The organism is Pseudomonas kilonensis (assembly GCF_001269885.1).
GTDB classification, from domain to species: Bacteria; Pseudomonadota; Gammaproteobacteria; order Pseudomonadales; family Pseudomonadaceae; genus Aquipseudomonas; species Aquipseudomonas kilonensis.
The window spans coordinates 44,343-69,037 of record NZ_LHVH01000024.1; the positions used below are offsets into that span (position 1 = coordinate 44,343).

At 63.6% G+C, this 24,695-nt stretch carries 22 protein-coding genes; 8 read left to right on the plus strand and 14 right to left on the minus strand.

Annotated features, from left to right (window positions below):
* Positions 1-82: 82 nt before the first annotated feature.
* The 8 genes from AD662_RS16525 to gspG all read right to left on the minus strand — a co-directional run bounded on the left by AD662_RS16525 (position 83) and on the right by gspG (position 10,147).
* Entirely contained in the window at positions 83-1,264 is a 1,182-nt protein-coding gene (locus tag AD662_RS16525; RefSeq protein WP_053188948.1) for a substrate-binding domain-containing protein, read from the minus strand.
* Positions 1,265-1,785: 521 nt separating this feature from the next.
* A complete protein-coding gene (gspF, locus tag AD662_RS16530) occupies positions 1,786-2,997 on the minus strand; it encodes a type II secretion system inner membrane protein GspF (protein WP_053188951.1) in 1,212 nt (403 codons plus the stop codon).
* On the minus strand, positions 2,997-4,415 hold the full coding sequence (gene gspE, locus AD662_RS16535) for a type II secretion system ATPase GspE (protein ID WP_053179400.1): 1,419 nt from the start codon (positions 4,413-4,415) through the stop codon (positions 2,997-2,999). The genes gspF and gspE overlap by 1 nt, the downstream gene beginning before the upstream one ends.
* A gap of 187 nt (positions 4,416-4,602) precedes the next feature.
* Positions 4,603-6,963 (minus strand): type II secretion system secretin GspD, encoded by a 2,361-nt coding sequence (gspD, locus tag AD662_RS16545; protein WP_053188954.1) that lies wholly within the window; start codon positions 6,961-6,963, stop codon positions 4,603-4,605.
* Complete coding sequence (gene gspM / locus AD662_RS16550; protein ID WP_053188957.1) at positions 6,960-7,532, minus strand: type II secretion system protein M; 573 nt, start codon at positions 7,530-7,532, stop codon at positions 6,960-6,962. Before gspM ends, gspD begins: the two co-directional genes overlap by 4 nt.
* Complete coding sequence (gspL, locus tag AD662_RS16555; RefSeq protein WP_053188960.1) at positions 7,525-8,706, minus strand: type II secretion system protein GspL; 1,182 nt, start codon at positions 8,704-8,706, stop codon at positions 7,525-7,527. Before gspL ends, gspM begins: the two co-directional genes overlap by 8 nt.
* Positions 8,703-9,689, minus strand: a complete 987-nt coding sequence (gene gspK, locus AD662_RS16560; RefSeq protein ID WP_053188963.1) for a type II secretion system minor pseudopilin GspK — start codon at positions 9,687-9,689, stop codon at positions 8,703-8,705. Before gspK ends, gspL begins: the two co-directional genes overlap by 4 nt.
* Before the next feature lie 8 nt (positions 9,690-9,697).
* Complete coding sequence (gspG, locus tag AD662_RS16565) at positions 9,698-10,147, minus strand: type II secretion system major pseudopilin GspG (RefSeq protein ID WP_018614378.1); 450 nt, start codon at positions 10,145-10,147, stop codon at positions 9,698-9,700.
* A gap of 148 nt (positions 10,148-10,295) precedes the next feature.
* Here gspG and gspI point away from each other — a divergent pair, with 148 nt between their 5' ends.
* Positions 10,296-10,673, plus strand: a complete 378-nt coding sequence (gene gspI, locus AD662_RS16570; RefSeq protein ID WP_018614376.1) for a type II secretion system minor pseudopilin GspI — start codon at positions 10,296-10,298, stop codon at positions 10,671-10,673.
* Between the two features lie 82 nt (positions 10,674-10,755).
* Here gspI and AD662_RS16575 read toward each other — a convergent pair whose 3' ends face one another.
* Positions 10,756-11,226 (minus strand): type II secretion system protein N, encoded by a 471-nt coding sequence (locus tag AD662_RS16575; protein ID WP_053188965.1) that lies wholly within the window; start codon positions 11,224-11,226, stop codon positions 10,756-10,758.
* 117 nt (positions 11,227-11,343) lie between these two features.
* Between AD662_RS16575 and gspH the strand changes: the two genes are divergently transcribed.
* Positions 11,344-11,796, plus strand: coding sequence for a type II secretion system minor pseudopilin GspH (gene gspH, locus AD662_RS16580; RefSeq protein WP_018614372.1), 453 nt, complete (start codon positions 11,344-11,346; stop codon positions 11,794-11,796).
* Positions 11,793-12,404 carry a type II secretion system protein GspJ gene (locus AD662_RS16585; RefSeq protein WP_018614370.1) on the plus strand — a complete coding sequence of 204 codons (612 nt, stop codon included), beginning with the start codon at positions 11,793-11,795 and terminating at the stop codon, positions 12,402-12,404. Before gspH ends, AD662_RS16585 begins: the two co-directional genes overlap by 4 nt.
* Before the next feature lie 339 nt (positions 12,405-12,743).
* Here AD662_RS16585 and AD662_RS16590 read toward each other — a convergent pair whose 3' ends face one another.
* Genes AD662_RS16590 through AD662_RS16600 form a run of 3 tightly spaced genes read right to left on the minus strand, consistent with a single transcriptional unit; the run spans position 12,744 to position 14,909 of the window.
* Positions 12,744-13,685, minus strand: a complete 942-nt coding sequence (locus AD662_RS16590; RefSeq protein ID WP_033062964.1) for a FecR family protein — start codon at positions 13,683-13,685, stop codon at positions 12,744-12,746.
* 37 nt (positions 13,686-13,722) lie between these two features.
* The gene (locus AD662_RS16595) at positions 13,723-14,268 is read right to left on the minus strand and encodes a sigma-70 family RNA polymerase sigma factor (RefSeq protein ID WP_018614366.1); all 546 of its coding nucleotides are present in this window, start codon (positions 14,266-14,268) and stop codon (positions 13,723-13,725) included.
* A complete protein-coding gene (locus AD662_RS16600; RefSeq protein WP_018614364.1) occupies positions 14,265-14,909 on the minus strand; it encodes a secretin and TonB N-terminal domain-containing protein in 645 nt (214 codons plus the stop codon). The genes AD662_RS16595 and AD662_RS16600 overlap by 4 nt, the downstream gene beginning before the upstream one ends.
* A gap of 193 nt (positions 14,910-15,102) precedes the next feature.
* On the opposite strand from AD662_RS16600, the gene AD662_RS16605 reads away from it, so the two are divergent.
* Positions 15,103-15,453 (plus strand): hypothetical protein, encoded by a 351-nt coding sequence (locus AD662_RS16605; protein ID WP_018614362.1) that lies wholly within the window; start codon positions 15,103-15,105, stop codon positions 15,451-15,453.
* A 126-nt stretch (positions 15,454-15,579) separates the two neighbouring features.
* Here the strand turns inward: AD662_RS16605 and AD662_RS16610 are convergent, their stop codons facing one another.
* Positions 15,580-16,020 carry a carboxymuconolactone decarboxylase family protein gene (locus tag AD662_RS16610; protein ID WP_053179388.1) on the minus strand — a complete coding sequence of 147 codons (441 nt, stop codon included), beginning with the start codon at positions 16,018-16,020 and terminating at the stop codon, positions 15,580-15,582.
* 194 nt (positions 16,021-16,214) lie between these two features.
* Here AD662_RS16610 and pdxR point away from each other — a divergent pair, with 194 nt between their 5' ends.
* The 3 genes from pdxR to AD662_RS16625 all read left to right on the plus strand — a co-directional run bounded on the left by pdxR (position 16,215) and on the right by AD662_RS16625 (position 18,713).
* Positions 16,215-17,648, plus strand: coding sequence for a MocR-like pyridoxine biosynthesis transcription factor PdxR (gene pdxR / locus AD662_RS16615; protein ID WP_018614358.1), 1,434 nt, complete (start codon positions 16,215-16,217; stop codon positions 17,646-17,648).
* Between the two features lie 120 nt (positions 17,649-17,768).
* Entirely contained in the window at positions 17,769-18,050 is a 282-nt protein-coding gene (locus AD662_RS16620) for an antibiotic biosynthesis monooxygenase family protein (RefSeq protein WP_053179386.1), read from the plus strand.
* A gap of 258 nt (positions 18,051-18,308) precedes the next feature.
* Positions 18,309-18,713 (plus strand): cupin domain-containing protein, encoded by a 405-nt coding sequence (locus AD662_RS16625; protein WP_053179384.1) that lies wholly within the window; start codon positions 18,309-18,311, stop codon positions 18,711-18,713.
* Positions 18,714-18,908: 195 nt separating this feature from the next.
* Here AD662_RS16625 and AD662_RS16630 read toward each other — a convergent pair whose 3' ends face one another.
* Positions 18,909-23,777, minus strand: a complete 4,869-nt coding sequence (locus tag AD662_RS16630; protein ID WP_018614352.1) for an NAD-glutamate dehydrogenase — start codon at positions 23,775-23,777, stop codon at positions 18,909-18,911.
* Between the two features lie 429 nt (positions 23,778-24,206).
* On the opposite strand from AD662_RS16630, the gene AD662_RS16635 reads away from it, so the two are divergent.
* Entirely contained in the window at positions 24,207-24,560 is a 354-nt protein-coding gene (locus AD662_RS16635) for a hypothetical protein (RefSeq protein ID WP_053188969.1), read from the plus strand.
* The last annotated feature ends 135 nt before the right edge of the window (positions 24,561-24,695 follow it).

Here is a 24,695-nt window from a genome sequence, read left to right on the forward strand (position 1 = left end):
TGTTGGTCGCGGCACCAAAGCAAAAAATCAGCAACGGTTTGCGCCGTTGCTGATCGGTGTTGCGTGTCGCTCAAGCGCGGTGTTACAGCGGACGACCGATGCCGTTGCAGACGTTGGTGTTGCCGATGCTAAGGGTGTTGGTTGCGGTCACGAAGCTGCCGCGAATGGCGTTTTTCCAGGTCAAAGGCAGAGGTACGAAGCGGTTGGCGGTGATGGCTGCGTCGTTGCTGTTCGCTGCCGTGGCGTTGTAGTGACGGTTGAAGAAGTCGCGCACCTGCGTGGTTTGCGCAGCGTCGGCGTAGCACTGGCTGAAGATCACGTTGGTGAAGCCCAGGATCGGATAGCCGGTGGCTGGGTAAGCCACGACGCTTGGATCGTTAGGGTTGGTGGTCGCGGCAAATACCGGCACCCAGGCGTTCGGGTTGGCGCGGTTGGCGGTGGCTGGTACAGGAACAGCTGCGATGGCAGCCGATACGTTGGCGGGTGCTGGGGAAACACCGGCGACGCGGGCAACCTTGGTGGCGTCGTCCAGACCGGCCAGGGTAGTCGCTGCGTAGTCCGGGCTCATGTAGGTGATGCGGCCTTGGGCTGCGTTCACCGCAGTCATCACAGCCTGGCTACCAGTAGCCGCCAGGGCGTTGGCTGGCAGGCCACCGCTGTAGCTGGAGGCGAAGTTGGTGGTGATGGCGAACGTGCCGGTTTCAGTGCACTTGGCATTCAGGAAGCGAGTGAACAGCTCGGTAGTGCCGCTGCTCTCGCCACGGTAAACCACGGTGATCGCGCCGGTACGGCCCGAACCGGTGATCTGGCTCCAATCGGTCAAGCGACCGGAGAACACGCCGCACAGTTGATTAACGCTCAAGTTGACGTTAGCGGTGCCGGTCTTGTTGAACGGAATGGCAACCGAAGTGGCGACCGAAGGCACCTGGATCAATGGACCCCAGGCAGTACCGTGAGCGCTGACGTAACCGCTCAGCTCAGTGGCGTTGAGTTTGGAGTCGCTGCCAGCCCAGTGCACGTTCTTCGGTGGGTTGCTAGTGTCACCTGGCTTGATCTTGGTGTAGTCGTTGTTCAGGAAAGCCAGTTTGCCGTTACCGCTGCCCACACCGAGGTAAGGGGCAAAACCGGCAGTCAGTACACCCGCAGTCTGGTACAGCGGCTGAGGCAAGGTAGCGCCACCGCCATTGACATCAGCCATGGCGGCCTGAGCGGCGCAGAGGCCGGCGAGGGTCAGGGATACCGCGAGAACGTTGCGCTTAAACATGAAGAATCTCCTTTCATCGTGTTCGTACGTAGGTTGGGTGACACGTGCTTGCCGTCATGGCGCTCGGTCCTGTGCCGATGGCGATGGGGTGAGGCCATGGGTTAGAAATTCGCAGCTTCCGGTGACAGATAAAGGAAAAAACCTCGGGAGCTGAGGGCTGTTTTTCGAGTTTTTTCCTCGGGTGTTCGAGGGCTCTGCGCCGTGGGTTCAGGCGGATTTTCCAGGGGGATGGCGAGGGCTGGCCGTGGAGGTGGCGGCGCACGGTTGCCGGGCGGCGGAAGATGACAGAACGAGGAACCCGAGTTTGGCGCGGGCAAGGCTCGGGAGATATCTCAAGCGTTGAAAAAGATTCCGCTCGATCAGCTTTTTTTGTGGCGAGGGAGCTTGCTCCCGCTGGGTTGCGAAGCGACCCCAAACAGGTCGAACGCGATCCATCTGATATACCGGGGTGTCAGGTTTTAGGGCTGCTGCGCAGCCCAGCGGGAGCAAGCTCCCTCGCCACGGTTTTTTGCGCGGTGGGTTTATTGAACCAACTGATTGATCTCGATGATCGGCAACAGCACCGCCATGACGATCACCAACACCACGCCGCCCATGACCACGATCATCAACGGCTCCAGCAGTGCGGTCATGCCCATGGCGCGGCGTTCGATGTCGCGGGACAGGGTTTGCGCGGCGCGTTCGAGCATCGGCGGCAGGCAGCCGGTTTTCTCGCCGCTGGCGATCAGGTGGATCAGCACTGGCGGGAAGACTTTTTCCACCCGTAACGCCGCCGCCAGGTTGACCCCTTCGCGGACTTTGGCCGTGGCATCGCTGACGCTCTGGCTCAGGCGGTCGTTGGACAGCGTCTGGCGTGCGGCCTCGAGGGCTCGCAGCAACGGCACCCCGGCTCCGCCGAGAATCGCCAGGGTCGAGGCAAAACGCTCGGTGTTGAGGCCCAGTACAAAACGCCCGATCAGCGGCAGGCGCAACACCCGCGCGTGCCAACTCAACCGCGCCGCCGGTTTGCGCAGGTACATACGCCAACTCCAGAACCCACTGGCCAGCACACCGGAACACAACCAGCCCCAGGCACGAATGAAATCACTGGCGGTGAGCATCGCCACGGTCAGCGCGGGCAGGTCTTGCCGGGCCTGGGAGAACGCACTGACCACCTGGGGCACCACGTAGCTGAGGAGGAAAATCACAATGGCAACCGACACCAGCCCCACCACCCCGGGGTAGATGAACGCCGTGAGAATCTTGCCCCGCAGGTTGTTGCGCTCCTCGATGTAGTCCGCCAACCGCTCCATGACCTGGGCCAGGTCGCCGGACTCTTCACCCGCGGCAATCAACGCCCGATAGATTTCCGGAAAGTCCCGCGGCCGTGCCGCCAGGGCTTCGGCCAGGCGCATGCCGCTGCGCACATCGGCGCGCACCGCGCTCAGGGTCTGGGCGATGTGCTTGCGCTCGGCCTGCTCCACCGTGGCGCTCAACGCAGCTTCCAACGGCAGGCTCGCGCCCAGCAGGCTCGCCAGTTGCCGGGTGGCCCAGGCCAGGTCGTTGTCCGAGAGCCTGGCGCTGAACAAACCACCGCCGTTGGCTTGCGTCGTGTTGCGCTCGAGCTGCACCTGCAACGCGGTCAAGCCGCGACTGCGCAACAGGTTGAAGGCCGCGCCCTGGCTGTCGGCTTCCAAGTGTCCGGATTCGATCTTGCCCTGGGCGTCGGCGGCCTCGAAACGATAGCGATTCATCAGGCGTCCCGTGTCACGCGCAGGATTTCTTCAGGGGCCGTGGTGCCACTGCGCACCCAACGCTCGCCGTCCTCGCGCATGCTGAACATCCCGGCTCGGCGGGCAGCGGCGCGCAGTGCCTGCTCCCCTGCCCCCTGGTGGATCAGCGTGCGAATGTCATCGTCGATGCAGAACAGTTCATGGATACCGGTTCGGCCGCTGTAGCCGGTCTGGTTACAGGTCGGGCAACCCACCGGGCGCCAGGTGCCGGGCGTGGCCGGATCCGGCTGTTTGCACTGTGGGCAGAGCCTGCGCACCAGTCGTTGGGCGAGCACGCCGAGCATCGACGAAGCCAGCAGGAACGGCTCGACGCCCATGTCGATCAAGCGGTTGACGGCCGACACCGCGTCGTTGGTGTGCAGCGTCGCCAACACCAGGTGACCGGTGAGGGAGGCCTGCACGGCGATTTGCGCGGTTTCCAGGTCGCGGATTTCGCCGATCATGATGATGTCCGGGTCTTGGCGCAGGATAGCGCGCAGGGCCAGGGCGAAGGTCATGTCGATCTTGGCGTTGACCTGGATCTGGCTGATGCCCGGCAGGTCGTATTCCACCGGGTCTTCCACGGTGAGGATGTTGTGCACGCTAGCGTCCAGCCGGGCCAGGGCGGCGTAGAGGCTGGTGGTCTTGCCGCTGCCCGTGGGGCCGGTGACCAGGACAATGCCGTGGGGCTGGCGGATCAGGTGATCGAGCTTGCCCAGCACGTCCGGGTCCATCCCCAAGGTTTCCAGTTGCAGACGTCCGGCCTGCTTGTCCAGCAACCGCATCACTACCCGTTCGCCGTGGCCGGTGGGCACCGTCGAGACGCGGATATCGATCGGTCGCCCGGCCACGCGCAGGGCGATGCGGCCGTCCTGGGGCAGGCGTTTTTCGGCGATGTCGAGCTGGGCCATGATCTTTATCCGCGACACCAGTGCGCCGTGCAGGGCCTTGCGCGGCGAAACCACATCGCGCAAGGTGCCGTCGACGCGATAGCGCACCACCGAATGGCTCTCGTAAGGTTCGATGTGGATGTCGCTGGCCTCATCCCGTGCGGCCTGGGTCAGCAAGGCGTTGATCATGCGGATCACCGGCGCGCCGTCCTGGGTGTCCAGCAGATCGGTGATCTCGGGGATGTCCTGCATCAACCGGTCGAGGTCCACTTCGTTTTCCGCCGCGCCCACGACTGCGGCAGCACTACCAGTGTCGGCATAAGCACTGTTGAGCAACCCGTCGAGTTCCTCGTCGCGCACCCGCTCCAGGCGCACTTCGCCGAACTGACGGCGCACTTCACTGATGGACCAGCCCGGCGTGGACGGGCACACCATCAGTACCGCGCCCTCTTCGGACTGGCGCAGCACTAGGCGTTGGGCCTTGGCCCAAGCGTATGGGAGGGTGTTCATGACAACAGCTCTCGCTCGATACAGTACCTGTGGCGAGGGGATTTATCCCCGCTGGGCTGCGCAGCGGCCCCAAAAAATCCAACAACATCTATCTGACATACCTTGGTGTCGGCTTGGGGGCTGCTGCGCAGCCCAGCGGGGATAAATCCCCTCGCCACAAATGCAGTGTTTCCAGGGTTGATGTTCATCAGCGGGCGCCTCCTTCGACCGGCACCGCCTTGATCACCGCCCTGGGCGTTTGCAGGCTCACCGGCGCGGCCCCCGGGATCGCCCGGGCCGAGGCCGGCAGTTGCGGGGCTTGCATGTCCGGCAAGGCCCAGCTGCGCTCCGGTTGCAGCAGGCCCTGGGCGCGACGCATGAAGTCGTAGCGGTTGAGGGTGATGCCGCGGCCCGCCGCCGTGTCGCGGATGATGTAGGGCCGCAGGAACACCATCAGGTTGGTCTTGGTGATCTGCCGCCGTTCGTTGCGAAACAGCGCGCCGATCCCCGGAATGGTCGACAACCATGGCACCGCGTCATTGCTCTGGCTGTAGCCATCCTGCAGCAACCCACCCAGAACCATGATCTGCCCGTCGTCGAGCAGGATGCTGGTGTCGATGGCGCGCTTGTTGGTGACGATGCCCGTAGTGCTCGAGGCGCGATTGTCGACGCTGCTGACTTCCTGATAGATGTCGAGCTTGACCGTCCCGCCTTCGGAAATCTGCGGCCGGACATTAAGCTTCAAACCCACCTCCTCGCGGGTCACGGTCTGGAACGGGTTGTTGCTGGTACCACCGCCGCCGGTGACATAGCTGCCGCTGACGAAGGGGATGGTCTGGCCGACGAAAATGCTCGCCGCTTCGTTGTCCAGGGTCAGCAGGTTCGGCGTCGACAGCACGTTGGTGCCGCCCTTGCTCTTCAAGGCCCGGGCCAGAACCTTGAGGTCGAGGATCTTGCCGATGCCGGGAATGTCCACCGTGCCATTGACCAGGCCGAGGTTCAGGCCCTGGGGCAACACATCGATGCTGGTCTTGCCGTTGAGGTTGAGCGCCGTGCCGCCGAGATTGACCCCACCGATCACGCCGCTGCCACCGAGGTTGCCGGTCTGCCATTGCACGCCGAATTCGCTGGCGTCGTCCTCGCCGACCTCGACGATCAGGCTCTCGATCACCACCTGGGCCCGGCGCTGGTCCAGCATATCGATGACTTCCCGCAGGTTGCGGTACAGCGGGTCCGGCGCGGAGATCAGCAAGGTGTTGGTGGTGGCGTCGGCCTGAATGGTCACGCCGCCAGCGCTGAAGGCAGTGCTCTGTTCGTTTTTCGGCGAAGCGGAAGTCGCGCCGTTGCTGCCCTGGGCGTAGCCATTGCCGCTGGTCGAAGCACTGCCGCTGGTGGTGCTGCTGGTGCCATCGCCACTGCTGCTCTGCCCGCTCTGGCCGTTGGTGCTGGCGCCCATGCCACTGAGCACCGAGCGCGAGTTGTCGTTGCCCTCGCCTTCGCTTTCCCCGGTGAGCAAGCCGCGCAGGGCCTGGGCCAGTTTGCCGGCCTGGGCGTTGCGCAGGTACACCACATGCAGGTTGCTCGGGTTGTTCTGGGCGTTGTCGAGCTTGTAGATCAGGTTGCGCGCCAGCTCCGTGCGCTCGGGGCTGCCGGCGCGGATGATGATGGAGTTGGAGCGCGGGTCGCCGATCACGTTGATCTTCTGGGTCTGGTCGCCGCCCTGGGTTTCCAGCAGGTCAGAGACCATTTGCGCGATGTCGACCGCGATGCCGTTGTGGATCGGTACCACGTCGGTGTCGATGGCGCTGGGGGTGTCGATGCCTTCAATGAGCTGCGCCACCCGCGACAGGTTTTCGGCGTAATCGGTGACGACAATGGTGTTGTTGCCCGGGTAGGCATTGATCGGGTTGTTCGGCGACACGATCGGGCGCAGCACCGGGATCAGGTTCACGGCGTTTTCGTATTGCAGGCGAAAGGTGCGGGTGAGCATGCCGTTGCCGGCCGGTTTGTCGGCGCTGTAGATCGGCCCACCCAGCAGCTTGGCATCGGCCTCCGGCACCACCTGGGCCACGCCGCCGACGTCGACCACGCTGAAGCCTTGCATGCGCAGCGCGGCCAGCAGCATGTCGTAAGCCTGGTGGGCCGGCACCTGGCCTTCGGACACCAGCGTCAGGTTGCCCTTGACCCGCGGGTCCACCAAAAACTGCTGGCCGGTGGAACGGGACAAGGCCCGCACCACCGCCTGGATATCCGCCTCGACGAAATTCAGCGTCACCGGTTGATCGCCCAAAGGCGTACGCGCCGACGCATTGCTGCGCGGCTCGCGAGCGCGAGCGGTGAGGTCGACCTGATGCCGCACCGCGGGCTTATGTTCACGCAGGTCCTGGGCCCGCTGGCGATCGAGCAATGCATCGCCGCTGCGTTGGGTACTCCCCAACGGAATGCCCAACTCACTGTCCACCAGCAACGGTGGCTGCGACGCGGGTGGCGTGCTGTTGCACGCACTCAACGCGAGCAACAACAGCGGTGCAGCCTTGCGCCAATGACGTGGGTATCTGACCCCTTTCATGAAGCTTCCTTAGCGCCTTGCGCCTGATCCATGCGAACGGTTCCGGACAGTGTGCCGGCGGTGTTGTCGTTGTCGTGGTTGTCGGGATTGGCAAGGGCGGTGCGCTGTAAACGGGCCTCGATCACTTCCAGGGAGAATTGCCGTGGGTTGCCCAATAGCCAGCTGATCACCGCCTCTGCCGGAGCCTTGTCGAACGTGAGCTGCCAAGCCTTGGGCCGCTCGGCGTCGGGCGTTTGCAATTGGTAGTGCTGGCTCAAACCACTGGCGTCCAGGCTCTGGCGCAAGGCGGTTTCAAGGGGCTGGTCGGGTGCAGGCCCAGCGACGTCACGCAACAGCACTTCGAGGGCTTCGGTCTGTGAACGCAGCTTCGGGGTTTCGGCTTGCCAGTAGGCGATGGTCTTGAGCGGCGGCTGGATCAGTGCGAGCCAGACCAGGCAGCCGCCCAACACCAGCGCAGCCAGGGCCACGGCGGCCTGTTCGCGCACCGCCAGCCCCTGCCAGAACGTGCGCAAACGCGTGCGATAGGCTTGCCAACGCCCCCACGCCAGTGCCAGAGAATGCTTATTCATCATCGGCGTCCGGGGTTTCGTCGGGGGTGTCCTGGCTGCCCTGGCCGGCTGGTGCCACACGCAGGGTCCAGCCCTGATCGATGGCGGCGACGTCGATGCCGGCCTGGGCCAGGGGGATTTTCCAATCCTCTTCGGCAGTGGTTTTCTGCGCCTCGGTCACGACATTCAGGCGCAACTCACCGTTCTCGAACACCAGCGCCTGGACATTGCCGCTCATGAACGGCATGGCGCTGCCCGCCTGTTGCACCAGACTGGCAAAGCGTTGAGCCGGGTCGGTCGCCGCACCGCTCTGGCGCGCGGCGATTTGCTGACGCGCCTGTTGCAGCGGGTTGAGAATCACCGGCAACTCGGGAAACGCCTGCTTCACCCGCTGGCTCATCTGCGCCTTGAGCCGTTGACCCTGAGCCGCTTCACGGGCGGCGTAAAGGTTCAGCCCAACCACCCACACCGCCAGCGCTGTCGCACAGATCGCCGCCGCCCGGCCCCAACCGCCGCGCTCGGCGGCGTTGCGTGAAAGGCCGGTATGCAAGCCCCAGCCCGGCGCAGGGCCGGTCCAGCGCTGGGTTTCGGCCAAGGTACTGATCGAAGCGTGCGGCGGCGCTTCGCCCACCCAGTGCAACCCGGGCCCCGTTTCCAACAGCCATTCGTCCAGCGCCTCTTGCTGCAACGGTTGCACCACGGCGTGCTGCAGGCCATGGCGCACCAGCAGATGGTCGTCTTCGATACAGGCCACCGGCCCCGACAGCACCGGCAAGGCGTAGGCCGCCGGATAGAGGCCGCGCAGCTTCATGCCAGCCTGGTGCACAAGCCGGCCCAGGTTGGCGAGGGATTCACGGTCCAGCCAGGCGATCTGCACCTGCCCGTCAAGGTCACGCGGACTGTGGGCCACCTGCATGTGTTCACTGGCACCGAGCATCAGGGCCTGGGCCGCGCACGTCACAGCCGCGGTGATCCTGGCCGCTGGCAACAACGGCAACTCCAGGCGGGTCAGCAAACTGTCGCGGGGATGAAGGAAACACTCCACCGAAAGGTTTTTACCACTCTGGCCCAACCCCCGAAGGCTGCTGCGGCCCTGCTCGCGAACCTGGCCCTGGCGATCCAGCCAGGCAAATGCCACCTCGCTGTCGAGATCCAGGCTGCCCAGCGGCGCCAGGGCGATGCGCAAGCGCGTCATACGCCCACCCTTGACCAGATCACCTGAGGCAAGCGGTCCTGGGTGCGTTGCAGCAACGCCTCCAGTTCGACCCGCCGTTGTCCGCTGCGTGCCTGGCCTCGCAGGCGGAACCAGTCGCTGGTGATGCCGACCTTGACGCTGGCGGTGTCCAGTTCCGGCATGCGCAGGCGATTGACGAAGTCCCCGCGATTGATAAACCAGTGGCCGCCATCACGCTCCCGGACCAGTGCCTCGGCCCGCTGCAGCGACAGCCCCGGCACATAGGCGGCCAGCACCGGGGCGCTGGCGGTGTTGCCATTAAGCCAGGTGTTGGTCGGCAGGATCGTCACGTAAGGCGCCAGTGTTTCCAGCAACCGCACATTGACGCCCTTGACGCTGCGCAAGTCTTGCAAGGTGCGCAGCATCGGGCGGGTCGGTGCCAGCGGCGTGTTGTCGGCCTGCGGCGAGGTGTCCCGGTCGCTGTCGAAGGTATTGGCCTTTGGCGCTTGGTCCGCCCGCCGCGGATTCAACAGGCGCGGATAAGCCTCGACGACCCTTTCGACGATGCGCGTACGGACCGTCGCGGCCACACCAAGCTGCTCGCACAAGCGTTCGAAGGCGCGCACTTGTTCTTCATCCACACGTTCATTGGCGACGAGGTTGCGCAGGTTGAACTTGCCTTGTTCATCTTCCAACTGGCCTTCGAACGGCGTGTCGATCTGGCCCGAACCCGGCATCACGATGGGTTTGGCCCAGGGTTGGCCAAAGCGCGTCAGCGGATCGCGCTGGCGGGCGTCCCAGAGCAACTGGCGACTCAGTTGCAGGCCGCCCTGCAACCGCGCCGAGCCCTGGACGCGCAACTGCTCGGCCTCCAGGCTGCGGGTGAACAGGGTCTGGCGGGTCAGCATGCCGCCGGCGATCACCGCCACCACGGCGGCGATCAGCAAGGCACTGATGACCGCCATGCCGCGCTGCTTCGCCGCAAGGGGCGAATCCGTTTGCATCACGGCCCTTACAACTGCCAGGAGCCAATGTCGGCATTCACGCCGTCGCCGTCAGGCTGGCCGTCGGCCCCCAGGGAAAAGATATCGACTTCGCCATTGGCACCGGGGTTGAGGTAGTTATAAGGACGGCCCCAGGGGTCGTTGGGCAGGCGCTCGAGATAGGAACGCCAGGTGCTGTTTTTCGCATCGGCCGGCTTCTCCACCAACACCTTGAGGCCCTGGTTCATGCTCGGGTAACTGCCGTGGTCCAAGCGATAAAGCTTCAAGGCTTGCATCAGGCCGCCAATGTCCTGTTTCGCCGCCGTTGCCCGCGCCTGGTCGGGACGGTCGAGCACCTTGGGCACCACCATCGCCGCCAGGATGCCGAGGATCACCACCACAACCATGATTTCGATCAGGGTGAAACCCCGCTGCCCGCGAGGGCCTTGGGGACGGGCGTTGTAACGGGCGATCTGCATCTCGACGGTCCTTCGCTGGATTCGATTCGAGGCGCAGTGTTGCAAGAAAATATGTCAGTGATATTGAAATTGCTCTGGAGCTTACGTCGTCAATCGGTCACGAACGCGGGCTAGCCTTGAAGGCTGCCCTCGCCCCCGAGCCCGCGCCATGCCACGCCCTGCTCCGCAAGCCGGCTTCACCCTGATCGAAGTGTTGGTGGCCCTGGCGATCATCGCCGTGGCCATGTCGGCAGCGGTGCGCGTGGCTGCGGTGATGACCCAGAGCAACGGCCTGCTGCGCGACAAATCCATCGCCCTGCTGGCCGCCCGCAGCCAACTCGCGCAGTTACGTCTGGAAGGCCGTTTTGCCCAAGGCTCGAAAGTGTTCGAGTGCGATCAGGGACGACTGTTGCTGCGTTGCGAACAGACCCTGCGCCCGGCGGAAAATGGCCGGCTGCTGCGGGTTGAACTGAGCGTGTCGGACCGCAGTCGCGAAGCACCGCCGTTGGCTCGCTTGGAGACGTGGGTCAGCCGGGAAAAGCCTTGAATAAGCGTGGATGCACACATCACCTGTGGCGAGGGGATTTATCCCCGCTGTGGGAGCAAGGCTTGCCCGCGATGCAGGCGCCTCATTTCCCCGGAGACTGAGTCGTCTTCATCGCGGGCAAGCCTTGCTCCCACAGCGACGGCAAACTCACCGAATCCGGCAACCGAGCCAGGACCAACCGGGTCTGCTCATCGCCACGTTCGATGACCACCGCCTGCGCTTCGATCGCCACCAACCGTACCCCTTGGGCCACCCGTTCACCGACCAGGAAACTGCGCGGCGGTCCATCGTTGAGACTGAGGATCGCCACGGGTGTGTGCGTGCCAGCCATCACACCGCTGACCTTGATGTCCACCGCTGCCGGCTGGTTGGAGAACCATTGCAGCGCCGGGTTATCGGAACGCTCGGCCATGCGTTGCGGGGCGACATCCGGCGTGCGCGACTCGGCCGACGTGAGCAACAGCGAAGACCAGGTTGCCACCCCGGCCAACGCCGCCAACAAGCCCACGGCCTGGACGAGTTGCGCCGGGGACACACGCTCGATGAACGCCATGGCCTGAATCTCCTTTGTTGATTCCGGCCTTCAGCGTACGCGCCAATTCTCTCCGTTTTATTTCACATCCCTATCATCTTCACCGTGCAGGATGGTCCGCACGCAAAGGAGCGCGCTATGACCCGGGGCAAGCAACGCGGTTTCACCCTGATCGAACTGATGGTGGTGTTGGTGATCATCGGCATCGCCAGCGCCGCCGTGAGCCTGAGCATCAAGCCGGACCCATTGAAGTTGCTGCGTCAGGATGGCGAACGGCTGGTGCAACTGTTGCAACTGGCCCAGACCGAAGCCCGCACCGACGGGCGACCGATTACCTGGCGCTGGGACGCCAAGGGTTTTGGTTTCAGTCGCCGCATCGATCAGGGCGCCGGGCTCGATCGCTTCGAGGACGACCCGCAACTGCATCCACGTCGTTGGCAGAGCCCGTCGATGGAGGTTCGCGTGGAGCCCAGGCAGCGAGTCGTGCTGAATGCCGAATGGCTCGGCGAGCCCTTGCAGATCCGCCTGTCGGACGGCCAGAACAGCCTCAATGTGCAACGCAGCGCCGCCGGACGGGTGCAACTCCAATGAGCGCCCGGCAGACAGGCTTCACCTTGTTGGAGGTGATGGTGGCGATCCTGCTGATGGCGGTGGTCAGCCTGATCGCCTGGCGCGGGTTGGACAGCGTGACCCGTGCCGACAGCCACTTGCAGGCCAGTACCGAACAGACCGAAGCGCTGCTGCGGGTCTTGAACCAACTGGAGCGCGACGTCGCCCTGCGCGCCAGCATCGAACTGAGCGAACCGGTAAAACCCGGCGTCGACGACGAGCCCTCGACCGCCCCGCCCGCCCTCACCGTGCGCAGCACCGAAGGCCGGGGTTTGCGCCTGGACGTGATCCGCGTGGCGGCGACCCAGGAGGGCGAGTTGCAACGGGTACGCTGGTGGATCAAGGGCGACACGCTTTACCGCGCCCAAGGCCAGGCCCGCAGTCGCTACCCACTGCCCGCACCCGGCCCGGGCGTGGCGGTGCTCAGTGACGTCAGCGACGCCGGACTGCGGTTCTGGGACAAGGAAAAAGGCTGGCGCAAACTCAGCGGCAACCGCCAGGAAAACCCGATGGGCATCGAAATCAGCCTGACCCGCCAGACACCTCAGGGCGTAGAGAAATATCGACAGGTGCTGGGGCCGTTGGAGTAAGCCGAGCGAATACCCCCCCATGTGGGAGCGGGCTTGCTCGCGAAGAGGCCTGTAGGCTCAATATCAATGTCGACTGTTATGCCGCCTTCGCGAGCAAGCCCGCTCCCACAGGATCTCCGGGTGTTCTCAGATGGTGAGCCCGCCACTAATCCCCTTGTGGGAGCGAGCCTGCTCGCGAAGAGGCCTGTAGGCTCAATATCAATGTCGACTGTTATGCCGCCTTCGCGAGCAAGCCCGCTCCCACAGGATCTCCGGGTGTTCTCAGATGGTGAGCCCGCCACTAATCCCCTTGTGGGAGCGAGCTTGCTCGCGATGTGGCCCGCCCAGGCACCACGGGACTCAGCTCAGCACCACCACCCCACCCGGCAATTCGGTGCATTTGGCGCCGTAGGCATCGCGGATCAACAGCGCTACGCCCGCCAGTTGGTCGAGGCGAAACCGCGCCTGGACCTTGCGCTGGCCCAGTTCGCGGTTGAGTAGCAGCAACATGCCTGGCCGATAGCGGTTGATCTCATCAATGACGCTGGCCAGGGTCGCGTCGTTGAACACCAGGACCTGCTCACGCCAGGCAATGGCGGCCGACACATCGGCACGCTTGGGAGCACCTACCCGGCCAGGGTCGTACGTCAGTTGCATGCCCGGTTCCAGGCGAAACCGCTGGCCTTGCACCTCGACCTGCACCACACCCTCCAGGCAGGTCGCGCAAACGCTCTGGTCGGTGTAGCGGATGTTGAAGCGTGCCCGGGCGGCGCTGATCCAGCCGGCACCGGCCTGGACGCTGACCACCTGGGCACTACGCCCCTGCACTTCAATCTCGCCGCTGAGCAACTCCAGTCCTTGTCCGCCATCGGCCAGCGCGTGGCGGCTGAGGCGGGTCTGGGTGTTGAGCTCCAAGCTGACGCCCTCGGCCAATTCCACTCGGCGCTGTTCGCCGACGTCGGTGACGTAGTCGGCTCCCAACCCGGAAACACCACCGGGCACCGTGGCGCGGATCAACAGCAAAGCCGCCGAAGCCGCGATGGCGCCACCCAACAACGCCCGGCGACCGAAATGCCGGGGCGCCTGCACCGCCGCGACGGCAGGTTGCAGCCCCTGCCACAGCGCCTTGGCCTGTTCGAAGGCCCGGGCATGTTCGGGGCTTTGCCCGCACCACTGGCGCAAGGCCCGGGCATCGGCCACGGTGGCGCGCCCCGAGGTCAGCAGGATCAGCCAATCTCGGGCCTCGCTGGCCAATCGGGCCTGGGGCGTGGCGTCAGGGGAAGCGATGCTGAAGATGTTCAAGCGCACACACACTCACGAAAGGGTCGGGTCTCTACTCTCAAGACGGTTTTCCCGCGCCGGGACCGAACCGCTGAATGACTTTTCTTTCCAGGCGCAGGGCGCAGTGCCCCAGTGCCGCCTTGATTTCCTTCTCCACCATGCGCGTGGAAATACCGAAGCGCTGGGAGATTTCCAGGTGCGGCGCTTCTTCCAGGCGTGCGGCGATGAATATCTTGCGACGGCGCGCCGGCAGTTCATACAAGGCCTTGAGCAGGGTCTGCAGCTCCTTCTGCCCACCCACCACGCGAGCCGGATCCAGCGCTTCATCCGAGACCTGCAGCAATTCCTCGATTTCATCGCCGGTGAGCAGGCGTGCATCGGCCTGTCGGCGGTCGGCGGCGATGTTCAGGGCCATGCGATACAAATAAGCGTTGGGCTGGGCAATCTCCTGGGTATCGACCATGCGATCGACCCGCAGGTAGGTTTCATGCAACACATCGTTGGCCAGTTCCTCGGAGCCCAGGCGTCTGCGCAGGCGCACCTTGAAATCCTCATACGAGGTGAGGAACAACTTCACCAGCGGGCTGCGACCGGAGTCTTTCATTGCCCGGACACCCCTTCCCCTGCTATGCATTCCATGCTTCTTCCTGATGAGTCGGGTAACAAAAGCAGGGTCACCGGCTGGCGCAACGAGCTGGGCGCCGGGCGGTCGATCCTGAGGTTTTGCAAACTGTTGACCAAGGCCTTATCCCGCATCACGTCGCCTGTGGAACTGACCAGGCGGCTGTGCTGGACCACGCCGTCCCGGCCGATCCACACTTGCAGCACCGCCCGGAAACTGCCTGGGCGGGTCAACGGTGAACGACACAAATTGCGCTGGATGACCGCCTGGATCGCTGCCGCGTAGTTGCTGTCACTCAAACCTGGGGTGACGCCGGGAGGCAGTGGCACCTCGCGGACCCGCACCGGCTGCAACGTGAACGCATCCGCCCGGGCATAGTGCGCCGCCAACCCGGTGCCGCTGAGCAACACCCTCAACCCTTCGGAAGGTGTGAACTGCCCCTGGACACCCAGCGTATGGCGCTGGCTCGACAACGGGTGGTCCACCAGCACCGCCATGCCCGTCGCCCGGCTGAACTGCTCCAGCGCCGTGGTCAGTTCCTGGGGCGCGATATCCAGGTCCACCAGGCCGGCTGCCTGGATCGGCCCGGCCAGCAGACACAACAACAGCGTCAGCCAGCCCAAGGGCGCCCTGGTCAATCCACGTCCGCGTCCGCCCCCGGCTCTGCCCTGCTGCACGACTGACGTATCCGTTGAAAACCGTCATCCTGAGGGGAGTTTATGAATGTCGTATGACAACTGATACAAATCCCCCGGGCCGCACTAGACTGATGCCCTGACAGCGAACCGTCCGGTGTGACGGGCCAGGAGGTCGATGATGAAACAGTGGATGCGTATGACAGCAGGCCTCGGCCTGCTCATGGCCCTGCCCTGGGCCCAGGGCGAAGAAGCCCCGGCGTGTATCGAGGTGACCGTCGGTGGCTACAAGACCCCCGACTACAACTGCCTGAGCCGGCAGATGGGCAACGACCCGCAGGCTGCAACAGCCACGCAACGGGCCCAGGACGCCATGAATGTGCCCGTCAACGAACGCGCGCCGAACAGCATCGGCCTGGCAACCCCGGCGGCCACTGGCGTGCGCATGGGCAATACATTTGGCACTTCGGTCAAGCCCCAGCGGCCGCCGGCTCCGGCCAGCAATTCGCCGCTGCCCAATGGAAATAAATAGAGGCAAACGACAGACCTGCTCTGTGGGAGCAAAGCTTGCTCGCGATCCAGGCGACACGGTCCGCCAGATTCACCTCATCATCGTTCATCGCGGGCAAGCCTTGCTCCCACAGTTGGCTTTCGCGGATCAGCCACCCGGACTCTGGCGAAAACTCACCGCCAGCCGGTTCCAGCTGTTGATGGTGCTGATCGCCAGGGTCAGGTCCACCAGTTCCTCCTCGCTGAAGCAGGCCCGGGCCTGGGCATAGACGTCGTCCGGTACCTGGCTCTCAGCCAACAGCGTCACCGCCTCGGTCCAGGCCAGGGCGGCGCGTTCGCGGGGCGTGAAAAAACCGCTGTCGCGCCACACCGCCACCGCGTAGAGCCGACGCTCGGTCTCGCCCTGGCGTCGTGCCTCCACCGAATGCATGTCAGTGCAGAAGGCACAGCCATTGAGTTGCGAAGCGCGGATCTTGATCAGGTGCAGCAACGCCGGTTCGATACTCAGGCGACTGGTCAGGGCTTCCAGGCCGATCATGGCTTTCATCGCCCCAGGCGATGCAGTGTAGTAGTCCAGACGCGGGCTCATGGCGGGCTCCGTGGCATTCGAGACCTTCACGGTAGGCCCAGGGACCGGTCAATGACAGGTCCAATTCGGCGAAAAACCCGGAGGCAAGTCCAATGGGCGGGATTTTCCCCACGCAACTTCTATGCAGTTGCACAATGCGGGTAATCTTGCGCCTTTGACGCTGGCCGCCAACAATCGCCCAGGAGCTTGCGGGTATGGAACTTCATGTTGTCATCAACGGCCGCAAGGACCTGTCGAGCCAGTTGTATCAACAATTGCGCAGCGCCATCGAAAGCGGTCGCCTGGCGGCCGGTACGCAACTGCCGCCCAGCCGCCTGCTGGCCGAACAACTGGGGGTCTCGCGCAAGACCGTCTCCGACACCTACGCCCAACTGACCTACGAAAATTTCCTCACCGGTATCATCGGCAAAGGCACCTACGTCAACGCGCGGCCGGCCAGGATCGTACGCAAGCAGAGCCACCGCGAGCTGGCCGGTGCCGACGTCGTCGAGGCCTGGCGCACCATGCCCGACCTGATGCGCCATCCCACCCTCGAAGGGGCGTTGCGCTACGACTTCATCGGTGGCGCCACCGGCAAGGGCCAGTTTCCGCTGGACGACTGGCGGCGCTGCACGGCCCACGCGCTGCGCCAGATCGCCAGTGCCAAGGGCTTCTACAGCCAGCCCGAAGGCCTGCCGTCGCTGCGCAATGCCATTGCCCGGCACATCGCGTTTTCCCGCGGGGTCAATTGCCAGGATGAAGACGTGGTGGTCTGCAACGGCGCGCAGCAGGCCCTGGACCTGATCTCGCGGGTGTTGACCCGTCCCGGCAGCCTGGTGGCCATGGAGGATCCGGGCTATCCGCCGGCGCGGTTGTTGTTCGGCTCCCAGGGCGCCACGGTGGCCGGGGTGCCAGTGGACGAGCAAGGCATGCGGGTCGACCTGATCCCCGATGGCACGCGGTTGATTTATGTGACGCCCTCCCACCAGTTTCCCTTGGGCATGCCCATGAGCCAGGCCCGCCGCGAGGCCCTGCTGGCGCGGGCCTATGAGCTGGGGGCGATCATCATCGAAGACGACTACGACAGCGAATTCCGCTACGAAGGCCGGCCCGCCGATTCGTTGCAGAGCCTGGATGAGCGCGGGATCGTGGCGTACGTCGGCACCTTCTCCAAGACCTTGTTGCCGGAACTGCGGCTCGGCTATGCGATCCTGCCACCAGCGATTCTTGAAGCGGTGATCCTGGCCAAGCGCCTCACCGACCAGCACACCTCGACCCTGCCTCAGTGGGCGCTGGCGAAGTTCATCGCCGAGGGCTGCCTGCTCAAGCACATCCGCCGCTGCCACACCCTGTATGCCGGTCGTCGCGAGCGAATCCTGGCACGCATGGCCGGGGACTTGTCGCCCTGGTTCGAGGCCGTGCCCACCACCGCGGGCTTTCATATGGCGGTGTTGTGCAAGGTCCCCATGGACCTGGCGCTGGTGATCGAACTGGCGAAAAAAGCCGAAGTCGGGCTCTACAGCCTTGATGGCTTTTTCAACGAGGCCCCGGTGCGGCCGGGCCTGTTCTTTGGTTTCGGCGCGATCGAAACCCTGGACATCGACATCGCCCTCGACCGTTTGCGCGACATTCTGCAGCAGGTGGCCTGAAGATTGGACTGGGCATTTATCTGCCCATTGGCTGTTTGAGCCTCGCGCCGACGGGCCTATCCTGCACGGGTGTCATTGATATTGAGCAACCCCCTGCGACTTGATTCAGGAGCCTGAACAATGTCTCGCCAAGTGATCAATACCGTACAGGTGCAAGCCGCCGCCGGTCGCTCGGAAGAACTGGGCCGGCAATTGCAGCAAATCGTCGAGACCCTGCGTGCCCAGCCGGGCTGCGATGCCTACCTGGTCGACCGTTGCCCGGAGGATGGCGACCGCTGGAGCGTCAGCGCCCGCTGGCAGTCGGAAGCGGCCATGCAAGCCCACTTCAACTGCCCGGAAGTGCAAGGCTTCATCAGCCTGATCGACAACCGCCTGGCCCGAAGCGTCGACTTCAACAGCTGACGCCCCGCGGCTGTAGGAGCTGCCGAGTGCAACGAGGCTGCGATCTTGCCCAATCCAATTGAGTCTCAAGCGAAAGATCAAAAGATCGCAGCCTTCGGCAGCTCCTACAGAGGGTTACCTTTCAAACTGGATGGATCGCGGTATTGGTCTATCCACCTTCCGAAAGATTGGACGTTTGCTTGTCCTACCGTGGGGCTTAGGGTGAATCCATCGCCGCGACAGCGCGAAATCACTCGAAACCACACAGGCCCTACCTTCATGAAAACACTCTGTCTGATCGCCGCCCTCAGCCTGCTGCCCATGACCCAGACCTACGCCCACGAAGCCGCGCCTTCGGAAAAGGTCACGGTGCTGCAGGAGCAATTGCTGAAAAACGTTCCAGGTAAAAAAACCATGATGCTGACTGTCAACTATGCACCCGGCCAAGCGTCCATTGCCCATAAGCATGAGGGCACAGCCATGGCCTACGTACTGGAAGGCGCCATCACTTCCCAGGTCAAGGGTGAACCGGCGAAGACCTACAAGGCTGGAGAGTTCTGGTATGAAGCGGCGGGGTCCGAGCACCTGGTGTCGAAAAACGCCAGCGCGAGCCAACCGGCGAAACTGCTGGTGTTCATGGTGATGGGTGAGGATGAGGCGGTGTTGATACCGCTGAAAAACTGAGCCGCCAAAACGCGATCCTCCTGTGGGAGCGGGCTTGCTCGCGAAGGCGGTGCATCAGTCGAAGCGTTGTTGGCTGATACACCGCCTTCGCGAGCAAGCCCGCTCCCACAATGTCTCCATTTCAAGCCGAACTGGGCATCAAGACAAAAAAAGCCCCGCATCTCTCAATGCGGGGCTTTTTCATTCAACGCCGGATCAGTTGGCCGTCACGACCGCCTGACCGCTCATTGCCACGTCCAACAGCTCGCGGTTGGCGACCGCGTACATGGCGTAGTCGGTACCGCTGGCAGCACGGATGTCCACCAGCATGGCACGCCAGCGCTCGACCATTTCGTGGTGCTGCTCCAGCCACAGTGCCAGGCGAGTTTCCACGTCCTGGGCGCCATCGCCCTCTTGCAGGACCGAGATGGTGATCGCCCGCTGTTGCCAGTCGACATCATCACGGAACGCTTCACGGGCCAGTGCCTGCCAGTTGTTTTCCACCGGCAGTGCGCTGATCTGTTGCAGGTACCAGGTGATGTCCAGGGCGCTGCCCACGGCGAAGTAGGCCTTGGCCACATCGGCGGCGTTCTGGCCAGTGACGTCGGCCGCCTCGATGATCGGCAACAAGGTGTACAGGTGCGTGGTGCCGGCAACCATGCGCGCCAGCAGTTCCGGCACACCGGCGGCCACGTAGGCCTGGTAGCGGGTCTGCCAGCCTTCGCGGGTCGGACCTTCCAGCAGTTCGTCGAGCTTGAGGCCCAACGCGGCCAGGTGCGGACCGAAGTGCGCGACGTCACGGGCAGCGTTCTGCTCGTTGCGGCGGCTGCGCAGGAACCAGCGCGTGGCGCGACGACCCAGGCGCATCAACTCGTCCATCAGCTCCAGTTGCACGTCGGCCGAGACCTGGTGGTCCAGGGCTTCGATCTGACGGAACCAGTGCGGGAGGTGGAAGATGTCACGCACAATCACATAAGCGCCAGCCACGTTCGCCGGGCTCATGCCCGTCGACTCCTTGAGCCGCTGAACGAAGGTGATGCCCATGTGGTTGACCAGGTCGTTGGCGATCTGGGTGCTGACGATCTCGCGCTTGAGGCGATGGCGACGCATGGCCTCGGAGAACTGGCTCACCAGCGTCGGCGGGAAAGCCGTCTCCATGTCACGGGTCAGGTAATCGTCGTCCGGTACCAGGGAGTTGAGCAGCGCTTCCTTGAGGTCGATCTTGCTGTAGGAGATCAGCACCGACAGTTCGGCACGGGTCAGGCCATGGCCCGCCGCGACGCGCTCGTTGATCGCCTCTTCAGCCGGCAGGAACTCGATGGCGCGATCCAGCTTGCCGCGGCCTTCCAGATCGTTCATCAGGCGCTTGTATTCGGCGATCCGCACGAAGGCACGGCGCGCCGCCAGGGACAGGGCCTGGGTCTGCTTGTAGTTGTTGCCCAACACCAGGCTACCGACTTCGTCGGTCATGCTCGCCAGCAACTGGTTGCGTTGCTTGTCGGTCATGTCGCCGGCCTGCACCACTTCGTTGAGCAGGATCTTGATGTTCACTTCGTGGTCGGAGCAGTCCACGCCGCCCGCGTTGTCGATGAAGTCGGTGTTGGAACCGCCGCCATTGAGGCCGAACTCGACGCGACCCAGTTGGGTCATGCCCAGGTTGCCGCCCTCGCCCACGACCTTGCAGCGCAGTTCGTTGCCGTTCACGCGCAGTGCATCGTTGGCCTTGTCGCCGACATCGGCGTGGCTTTCAGTGCTGGCCTTGACGTAGGTGCCGATACCGCCGTTCCACAACAGGTCCACCGGCGCCTTGAGCAAGGCGTTGAGCAGCTCGGTCGGAGTCAGCTTGTCGGCCTTGATGTCGAAGCGTTCTTTCATCTGTGGCGAGATGGCGATGCTCTTCGCGCTGCGCGAGAAGATACCGCCGCCTTCGGACATGATGCTGGCGTCGTAGTCGCTCCAGGCCGAACGCGGCAGGTCGAACAGGCGCTGGCGCTCGGCAAAGCTGCTGGCCGGCTCCGGGTTCGGGTCGATGAAGATGTGCAGGTGGTTGAAGGCCGCGACCAGTTGCAGCTTGTCGGACATCAACAAGCCGTTGCCGAACACGTCGCCGGCCATGTCGCCGACGCCCACCACGGTGATGCTGTCTTCCTGGACATTGATGCCGCGCTCGCGGAAGTGGCGCTGCACGCCGACCCACGCGCCCTTGGCGGTGATGCCCATTTTCTTGTGGTCGTAGCCAGCCGAACCGCCGGAGGCGAACGCATCGCCCAGCCAGAAGCCATAGTCGATGGCGATGCCGTTGGCGATGTCGGAGAAGGTCGCAGTGCCCTTGTCCGCCGCCACCACCAGGTACGGGTCATCGTCGTCATGACGCACGACGTTGGCCGGCGGTACCAGCGCGCCGTCCTTCAGGTTGTCGGTGATGTCCAACAGGCCCGAGATGAAGATGCGGTAGCAGGCGATGCCCTCGGCCGCGATCTCGTCCCGGCTGCCGCCCAACGGCAGGCGACGTGGCAGGAAACCACCCTTGGCGCCCACCGGCACGATCACCGAGTTCTTCACTTGCTGGGCTTTTACCAGGCCCAGCACTTCGGTGCGGTAGTCTTCTTCACGGTCGGACCAGCGCAGGCCGCCGCGGGCAACGTTGCCGAAGCGCAGGTGCACGCCTTCAACCCGTGGCGAGTAGACGAAGATCTCGAACTTGGGCACCGGTTTCGGCAGTTCCGGGATCAGGTGCGGGTTGAACTTGAAGCTGAAGTAGGACTTGTTCTGGCCGTTGGCGTCGGTCTGGTAGAAGTTGGTCCGCAGGGTGGCCTTGATCAGGTCCAGGTAGCGACGCAGGATGCGGTCTTCGTTGAGCACCTGGACGTCGTCCAGGGCCGAGAGAATCGCTTGCTCCAGGCGCAGCTGCTTGTCTTCCAGGTCATCGCCAGTGAGTTTGCGCGCCAGGTAGAAGCGGGTCTTGAACAACCGGGTCAACTCGCGAGCGATGTCGGTGTGGTTGTTCAGGGTGCTGGCGATGTAACCCAGGTCGAAGCCCAGGCGGATCTGCTTCAGGTAACGGGCGTAGGCACGCAGCAGCGCCACGTCGCGCCATGGCAGGCCGGCGGTCAGTACCAGGCGGTTGAACGCATCGTTCTCGGCATCACCACGCACGATGTGGACGAAGGCGTCCTGCAAGGTGTCGTTGAGTTGCTGGATGTCCAGGTCCAGGCCTTCGGCGGCGGTGAACGCGAAATCATGAATCCAGAACTCGCGGCCGTTGGTGTGGCGCAGGCGGTACGGGAACTCGCCCAGCACACGCAGGCCGAGGTTTTCCAGGATCGGCAGCACGTCGGACAACGCCAGCGGCGTGTCGGCGTGATACAGCTTGCAGTGCAGCTCGCGCTGGCCGGAGACCTGGCCCAGCGGCTGGTAGAAGCTCATGACCAGCGGGTTCTTTTCGTTCAGGCTCAGCAGGTGCTGCATGTCGACCACGGCCGAGTGCGCGGCAAAGCGCTCGCGGTAGCCGGCCGGGAAGCCTTTCGGGAAATCCGACAGCACGTTGGTGCCCTGGGCTTCGCCGAAGCTTTCGACGACCAGGCTGGCGTAGTCGTCCTTCCAGCTGCGGCAGGCCTGCACGACTTCTTTTTCCAGCAAGACCGGATCGATGTCGAGACGGTTCTTCGGGTCCACTCGCAGGATCAACTGCACGCGGGCCAACACCGATTCGGAGAAGAAGGTCCAGAATTCGCAGTCCGAGGCCTTCAGGCGATCCATCAGCACTTGCTGGATCTTCTGGCGCACTTCGGTGGAGTAGATGTCACGCGGCACGTAGGCCAGGCAGTAGCAGAAACGGCCATACGGGTCTTTGCGCAGGAACACGCGGATCTTGTTGCGTTCCTGGATCTGCACGATGGACATGACGGTGCTGAACAGCTCGTCCACCGGGGTCTGGAACAGGTCGTCACGGGGCAGCACTTCGACCACCTGGGCCAGTTCCTTGCCCAGGTGCGCCTTGGCCTGGAAGCCCGAGCGACGCTCGATTTCCGCGACCTTGCGGCGGATGTACGGGATGACCCGCACGCTCTCGCCATACACCGAAGAGGTGTACAGGCCCATGAAGCGGCATTCCTTGATGACCTTGCCGTCGGCGTCGATTTCACGGATCGACACGTAGTCCGGGTAGGCCGGACGGTGTACGCGGCTCGGGTGTGCGGCCTTGGCGAACGACAGCGGCGTCGGTTCGCGCAGGTAATTGACGGCGTAGTCTTCGATGCGCAGGTCTTCGGCGGTCAGGCCGGCGCGCAGCAATTTGGTCAGGCCGAGGAACGAATCGGGGTTGTATTCGATGTGGCCACCATCGGCCTCATCGCGAACCACGAACTCTTCGTAGCCCAGGAAGGTGAAGTGGTTACCCACCAGCCATTCCAGGAAGCTCTTGATCTCGCTCTTTTCATCAGCGTCGATGGCGTAGGCGCTGCTGTCCAGGCTGTCGAGGATTTCCTGGACCTTGGCTTTCATCGGTTCGAAGTCAGCCACGGCCACGCGCACTTCGCCCAGCACTTGCTCAAGTTCCTTGCTCAGGACGTTGAGTTCGGCGGCGTTGGCGCAGCGGTCGATCTCCAAGTACATCAACGACTCTTGCAGGATGCCGTCGCCCTGGGTGCCTTTTGGCAGGATTTCCAGCAACTCGCCCTTGCTGCCGCGACGCACGCTCAGCACGGTGGTTTGCAGGGTATGGATGCTGTAGCCACGACGGTTCAGCTCGGTGCGGACCGAGTCCACCAGGAATGGCAGGTCGTGGTGCAGCACTTCCACGGCCGTGTGGGTCGACTGCCAGCCGTGGCGTTCGTAATCGGGGTTGTAGACGCGCACCTGCGGTTGCGTGTGGTCGAAGCGCTCAAGCAGGCGCCAAGCAGACAGGGTGCAGCCGGCAAGGTCGGACAACCGGCGCTGGGTAAGTTCATCGAGGGAAATAATGCCGAAGAATTGTTCAGCGAACAGCGCCACTTGTGGCAGTGCCTGTTCACTGATGTGCTGCGCCAGTGCCGCTTGCAGTTGGTGCTGGAAGTCGGCTTTGCTGGCTGCGGTGAAGAACGCCATCTGTGGTACTCCGCTTGGGCTTGTTATTGATTGAAGCGTCGCGTGCAACCCCTGCGGGGCTGTCGGCCATCCCGTTCCTGATTCTCGGGCAGAGGAAACAGGATGACAGGTGGATGAAGCTGGACAGGACCGGCAGGTCACATCCTTTTCCATGTAATTTCATGTCATGGACACCTGCAAAAACCACTCCGGGGTGGTCTTTGCAGGTGCACATCCGTTGCGCAGCTTAACGAGTGCGACAATGTGCCTGCTTGCAGCGCTGCGACATATTCGGTCATCGGCAAGCTAAACCGCCGGTGCGCACCGAACAACCCTAGCAGGCTGGGGACCAAACGGCACCCCAAGGCGGTAAACCTGCAGAAAATCCTTCAGGCTGGCAGAATCCACTTTTCGCACCCCGCAGGTGCACTCGATCCTGGAGCCATCACCATGCAAATGACCACCGCCCTTCTGATCGCCAACCCGTGCGACGACGAAGAAGACAACATGGCCATGCTCTGCTGCCACAGCGCCCAGGGCGAAATGTTCCTGATGACACGCTACCCCGACGAAGACGAACTGGAAATCACCCTCGATGGCGAGCCTTCGACGCTGGACGGCGTGAAGGTCACGCTCAGCCCTACCCGCTTGCTGATTGAAATTGCCCCGGCGGATGCCGATGCACTGAATGGCGACGACGAGCTGGAAATCACCCATGACACCGATGCGGCGGACCTGGCGGAAGTGGAACTGACGTTGCAGAACATCCTCAAGGGGACGGGGACCTATATAAGCCAGCTCTGACTCCAAAAGCGCCGCACCGCTGTGGCGAGGGGTTTTATCCCCGCTGGGCTGCGAAGCGGCCCCCGAACCAGGCAACTCGGTGTGCCAGGAAGATTGAGTTCACAGCTTTAGGGCTGCTGCGCAGCCCAGCGGGGA